Origin of the sequence: Hydrogenophaga sp., from assembly GCF_041633695.1 — a bacterium.
In the GTDB taxonomy this organism is placed as follows: Bacteria; Pseudomonadota; Gammaproteobacteria; order Burkholderiales; family Burkholderiaceae_C; genus Hydrogenophaga.
On the sequence record NZ_JBFJMY010000326.1, the window covers coordinates 1 to 4791 of the forward strand.

The window sequence follows — 4791 nt, forward strand, 5'->3', positions numbered from 1 at the left end:
AGCCGTTGGGCAGGCCGGTGGTGCCACTGGGGTAGGGCAGCACGGCCAGATCGGACGGACCCACCGTCAAGGGCGGCAGCGGCGCGGAACACGCCAGAGCCTGTGCCCATGTGCACGCGCTGCCACCCGGCAGGTCGGGCACCGCGTGGGTGGCCGACAGCCAGGCCTGCCAGGCCGCCGGCACCTGGGCCTGCTCGCCCATGGCATCGCTGTATTGCGCAACCACCATGTGGCGCAAGCGCTGGTCGGCCTCCAGTGCCGTGTTGGCCTGCGCCAGTTCGCCCGCCAGATCGGCCGCCACGATGGCCACCTTCACATCCGGGTCGGTGATGTAGTGCTTGAGTTCTTCGGCCCGGTTCATCGGGTTGACCGGCACCACCACGGCGTTGGCGCGCAAGATCGCAAAGTGCGCCACCACCCATTGCGGGCAGTTCTGCATCAGCAAGACCACCCGATCCCCCGCGCGCACCCCTTGTTGGTGCAGATGCGCGGCCAAACGCTCGGCTTGATCGAGCAGACTTTGGTAACTGGTGGTCTGGTCGAAAAACACCAGCGCGGCTTTGTCCGGATACCGCAAGGCGTTCACCGCCAGGTTGTGCCACAGCGACGTGACCGGCGGTGTGAGCCGGTGCGGCAAGCGCTTGGGCCAAAAGCGGTGGTGCGCACGTTCGGGCATTGGCGGATGGCCCGCCTGGTCGGTAACCGTCATGTATTTGTCTCCTGAACGATTTTTCAGGCAAGCATACGGGTCCGCTGGCGCAGATGAAAACGCGCCTGTCGCGGCAGAGACCGGTACAACACAGAAGTCGCCATGAAAAAGTCGGCATGAAGTTTGCATGAACCTGTGTACGCAGCGAGCATCCGGCGTTTTCGATGGCGTTATGAATATATTGCATGGCCAGCCCACGTAAACCCCGATGACCGTTCCGCATCGCGGGAGTAATGTCCCCAATGCAGGCCAATTCGGCACCCAAACGGTGCCTTGCTGGTCTTCAAACCCACCTCTTTACACGATTGGAGAAAGTTGATGAAGTTGAACCCGTTGAACCTGACCGCACTGGGCCTGAGTGCCCTGGCCACCCTCGCCAGCCTGCCAGCCCATGCAGGCAAAGACCTGGACGCCATCAAGAAACGCGGTGAACTGGTCTGCGGCGTGAACACCGGTCTGGCCGGCTTCTCCGCTGCAGACAGCCAAGGCAAGTGGAGCGGCATGGACGTGGACACCTGCCGCGCCGTCGCCGCCGCCGTGCTCGGCAGCGCGGACAAGGTGCGTTTTGTGCCCTTGACCGCGCAACAACGCTTCACCGCGCTGACCGCTGGTGAAATCGACATGCTGGCCCGCAACACCACCTGGACGCTGACACGCGACGCCTCATTGGGGCTGAGCTTCACCGGCGTGAACTTCTATGACGGCCAAGGCTTCATGGTGCCGGTCAAACTCAAGGTCAAGAGCGCCAAGCAGCTCAAAGGCGCCACGGTCTGCGTGCAATCGGGCACCACCACCGAATTGAACCTGAGCGACTTCTCGCGTGCCAACAAGCTGGACCTCAAGCCCATCGTGTTCGAGAAAGTCGAAGCCGCCACCGCCGCTTACGTGGCCGGCCGCTGCCAGGCTTACACCACCGACGCTTCGGGCCTGGCCTCGATCCGCGCCAAGGAAACCACCAACCCTGCCGATCACGTGATCTTGCCTGAACTGGTGTCCAAAGAGCCGCTCGGCCCTGTGGTGCGCCAAGGCGATAGCGAGTTCTTCTCGATCGTGAAATGGGTCGGTTTTGCCCTGATCGAAGCCGAAGACTATGGCGTCACCCAAGCCAACGCCGACAGCATGAAGAGCAGCACCAACCCCAACATCATGCGTTTGGTGGGTGGCGGCACGGAAGACACCGGCAAGTACCTGGGTCTGGACAAGGAATGGGCTCTGCGTGCCATCAAAGCCGTGGGCAACTATGGCGAGCAGTTTGAGCGCCATGTGGGTCCCAAGACCTCCATCGGTCTGCCACGCGGCTTGAACAACTTGTGGAGCAATGGCGGCCTGATGTACGCCCCGCCGGTCCGCTAAGCCCTACCCCACAGGCCCTCGTCCATCTGTTTGTGCAGCCCGCTGTGCAGACCCATGGTCGGGGGCCTTTGAGTTTTTCGCCACAACACCGGCGCCTTCCCGGGAAGGTAGGTTGTGCTGTGTTTTCCATATCGCTTGCACCAAGAACTGCGAGGAAGCCTTGAACAACCAAGCACCCCAACCAAAGCGAGCGTGGTCGCTCAACAGCCGCGCCACGCGCGGCCTCATTTTTCAAGTCATCATCCTGTTGCTGGTGTTCGCCAGCGGGTGGTACCTCTGGCACAACCTGCAAGAAAACATGCGGGTGCGCGGCATCCAGAGTGGTTTCGACTTTTTGGGCTCCACCGCTGGTTTTGACATCGGCGAAACCCTGATCGAGTACAACCCCAGCGAGAGCTACGGCAAAGCCATCTGGGTCGGTGTGCTCAACACCCTGAAAGTGGCGGTGATTGGCATTGTGCTGACCACGATACTGGGCGTGCTGATCGGCGTGGGCCGGTTTTCCCGCAACGCCTTGGTGCGCGGCCTGTGCTACGGCTATGTCGAGCTGTTCCGCAATGTGCCCATCCTGCTGCAATTGCTGATGTGGTACCTGATCTTCATCGAAGTGCTGCCACCGTCCAACGAGGCCATCCACCTGGGCGGGCTGGTGTTCCTGAGCAAGGGCGGGCTGTCCTTCCCCTTTCCGGCCACCGGTATGACCCAAGTACTGGCCGGTGCCGTGGTGGGTCTGATCGGCGCGGTGCTTTGGCGCCGGCGCATGCAAAAAATGTTTGAGCTCACGGGCCAAGACCGGAACCGCTTCTGGGGACCGGCCGCGCTGGTCGTGGTCTTTGCCGTGTTGGGCTGGGTGGTGGCCGGCATGCCCACGCAATGGAATATTCCGGAGCAACTGGCCTTCATGGTGGACGGTGGTGTCGCGGCCACGCCCGAATTCATGGCCATTCTGATGGGCCTGGTGATCTACACCGCCGCCTTCATCGCCGAGGTGGTGCGCAGCGGCATCCAGTCGGTGAGCCGTGGGCAGGGTGAAGCCGCTTCGGCGCTCGGCTTGAACCAGAAGCAGACCATGAACCTGGTGGTGCTGCCGCAAGCCTTGCGCGTGATCATTCCCCCCATCACCAACCAGTTCCTGAACCTGACCAAGAACTCGTCGCTGGCGGTGGCCGTGGGTTATCCGGACGTGGTGTCGATCGCCAACACCACCATCAACCAGAGCGGCCGCGCGGTCGAGTGCATCGCCATCATCATGCTGGTGTACCTGACCACGTCGTTGTCCACGTCGGCCTTCATGAACTGGTACAACCAGCGCATGGCCATCATGGAACGGTGAAAGGAATTCCCATGGCCAACAACACCTTCACCCCCATCACCGCGCGCCCCTCGCCGATCAAGACCACCGGCTTGGTTCCCTGGGTTCGCCGCAACCTGTTTGCCGACTGGCGCAGCTCGATCACCACCTTGTTCGTGGCCGGGCTGGTGCTCTATGTGCTGCCCGGTCTCATCAACTGGGGCATTTTCCAATCGGTGGCGCGCGCCGACGCCGATGCCTGCCAGGCTGCCCGAGGCACCGGCGCCTGCTGGGGCGTGGTGACGGAGAAATACCGCATCATCCTGTTTGGGCGTTATCCCTACGAAGACCATTGGCGGCCCTTGGTGGCCACGGCCATCATGCTGGGTGGTCTGGTGCTGAGCTGCATACGCTACTTCTGGAAGCCCTGGCTGGGCTTCATGTGGGTCGGCATCCTGGCGGTCTTTTTCACCCTCATGGGGGGCGGCGTACTGGGCCTGGAATCGGTGCGAACCGATCTCTGGGGCGGCTTGCCTCTGACGGTCATGCTGGCCACGCTGTCCATCTTTCTGGCCTTTCCGATTTCGATCGCGGTGGCGCTGGGTCGGCGCAGCGACCTGCCCGCCGTCCGCTCCGTCTGCGTGGTCTACATCGAGCTCATCCGCGGGGTTCCGCTGATCTCGGTGCTGTTCATGGCCTCGTTCATGTTCCCGCTGTTCATGCCGCAAGACATGACCATCGACGTGCTGGTGCGCGTGATCGCCGGTATCACGCTGTTCGCCGCCGCCTACATGGCCGAAATCATCCGTGGCGGCCTGCAGGCCTTGCCCAAGGGGCAGCTGGAGGCGGCCGCGACGCTGGGCCTGTCGTACTGGCAAACCCAGCGCAAGATCGTATTGCCCCAGGCGCTGGCCATGACGGTGCCCAGCATGATGGGCAACTTCATCTCCATCTTCAAAGACACCTCGCTGGTGACCATCGTCTCGTTGTACGAGCTGGTGGGCGCCATGTCGCTGGCGCTCAATTCCGATGTCGACTGGCGGCCGTTCAAGATCGAGGCCTACCTGTTCATCACCCTCATTTATTTCATCTTCTGCTTCTCGATGTCGCGCTACAGCCTGTGGGTTGAAAAGCAACTCTCGGCCAGCAAAGCACGTTAAAGGAACTCGAACATGTCCGACTCCATCATCCAATTCGACAAAGTCAACAAGTGGTACGGCAACGACTTCCATGTGCTGCGCGACATCGACCTCAACGTGGCCCAGGGCGAGCGCATCGTGGTCTGCGGCCCATCCGGGTCGGGCAAGTCCACGCTGATCCGCTGCATCAACCGGCTGGAAGAACACCAGCAAGGCCGTCTGATCGTCGATGGCACCGAGCTGACCGATGACGTGAAAGCCATCGACCGGGTCCGCAAAGAAGTGGGCATGGTGTTCCA

The 4791-nt window shown here is 61.9% G+C and carries 5 protein-coding genes; 4 read left to right on the forward strand and 1 reads right to left on the reverse strand.

Annotated features, from left to right (window positions below):
* A partial coding sequence (locus ABYB95_RS17100) for an AMP-binding protein (protein ID WP_372659766.1) occupies positions 1-676 on the reverse strand: 676 nt, incomplete at its 3' end.
* 351 nt (positions 677-1027) lie between these two features.
* Here ABYB95_RS17100 and ABYB95_RS17105 point away from each other — a divergent pair.
* The 4 genes from ABYB95_RS17105 to ABYB95_RS17120 form a co-directional block, all read left to right on the forward strand.
* Positions 1028-2062 carry an amino acid ABC transporter substrate-binding protein gene (locus tag ABYB95_RS17105; RefSeq protein WP_372659762.1) on the forward strand — a complete coding sequence of 345 codons (1035 nt, stop codon included), beginning with the start codon at positions 1028-1030 and terminating at the stop codon, positions 2060-2062.
* Positions 2063-2222: 160 nt separating this feature from the next.
* Positions 2223-3395 (forward strand): amino acid ABC transporter permease, encoded by a 1173-nt coding sequence (locus ABYB95_RS17110; protein ID WP_372659763.1) that lies wholly within the window; start codon positions 2223-2225, stop codon positions 3393-3395.
* 11 nt (positions 3396-3406) lie between these two features.
* Positions 3407-4513, forward strand: coding sequence for an amino acid ABC transporter permease (locus tag ABYB95_RS17115; protein ID WP_372659764.1), 1107 nt, complete (start codon positions 3407-3409; stop codon positions 4511-4513).
* A 12-nt stretch (positions 4514-4525) separates the two neighbouring features.
* A partial coding sequence (locus tag ABYB95_RS17120; protein WP_372659765.1) for an ATP-binding cassette domain-containing protein occupies positions 4526-4791 on the forward strand: 266 nt, incomplete at its 3' end.

Bases quoted from the DNA above. Each gene is read 5' to 3' on its own strand.
- ABYB95_RS17105 (WP_372659762.1), top strand. From the start codon at position 1,028: ATGAAGTTGAACCCGTTGAACCTGACCGCACTGGGCCTGAGTGCCCTG.
- ABYB95_RS17115 (WP_372659764.1), top strand. From the start codon at position 3,407: ATGGCCAACAACACCTTCACCCCCATCACCGCGCGCCCCTCGCCGATC.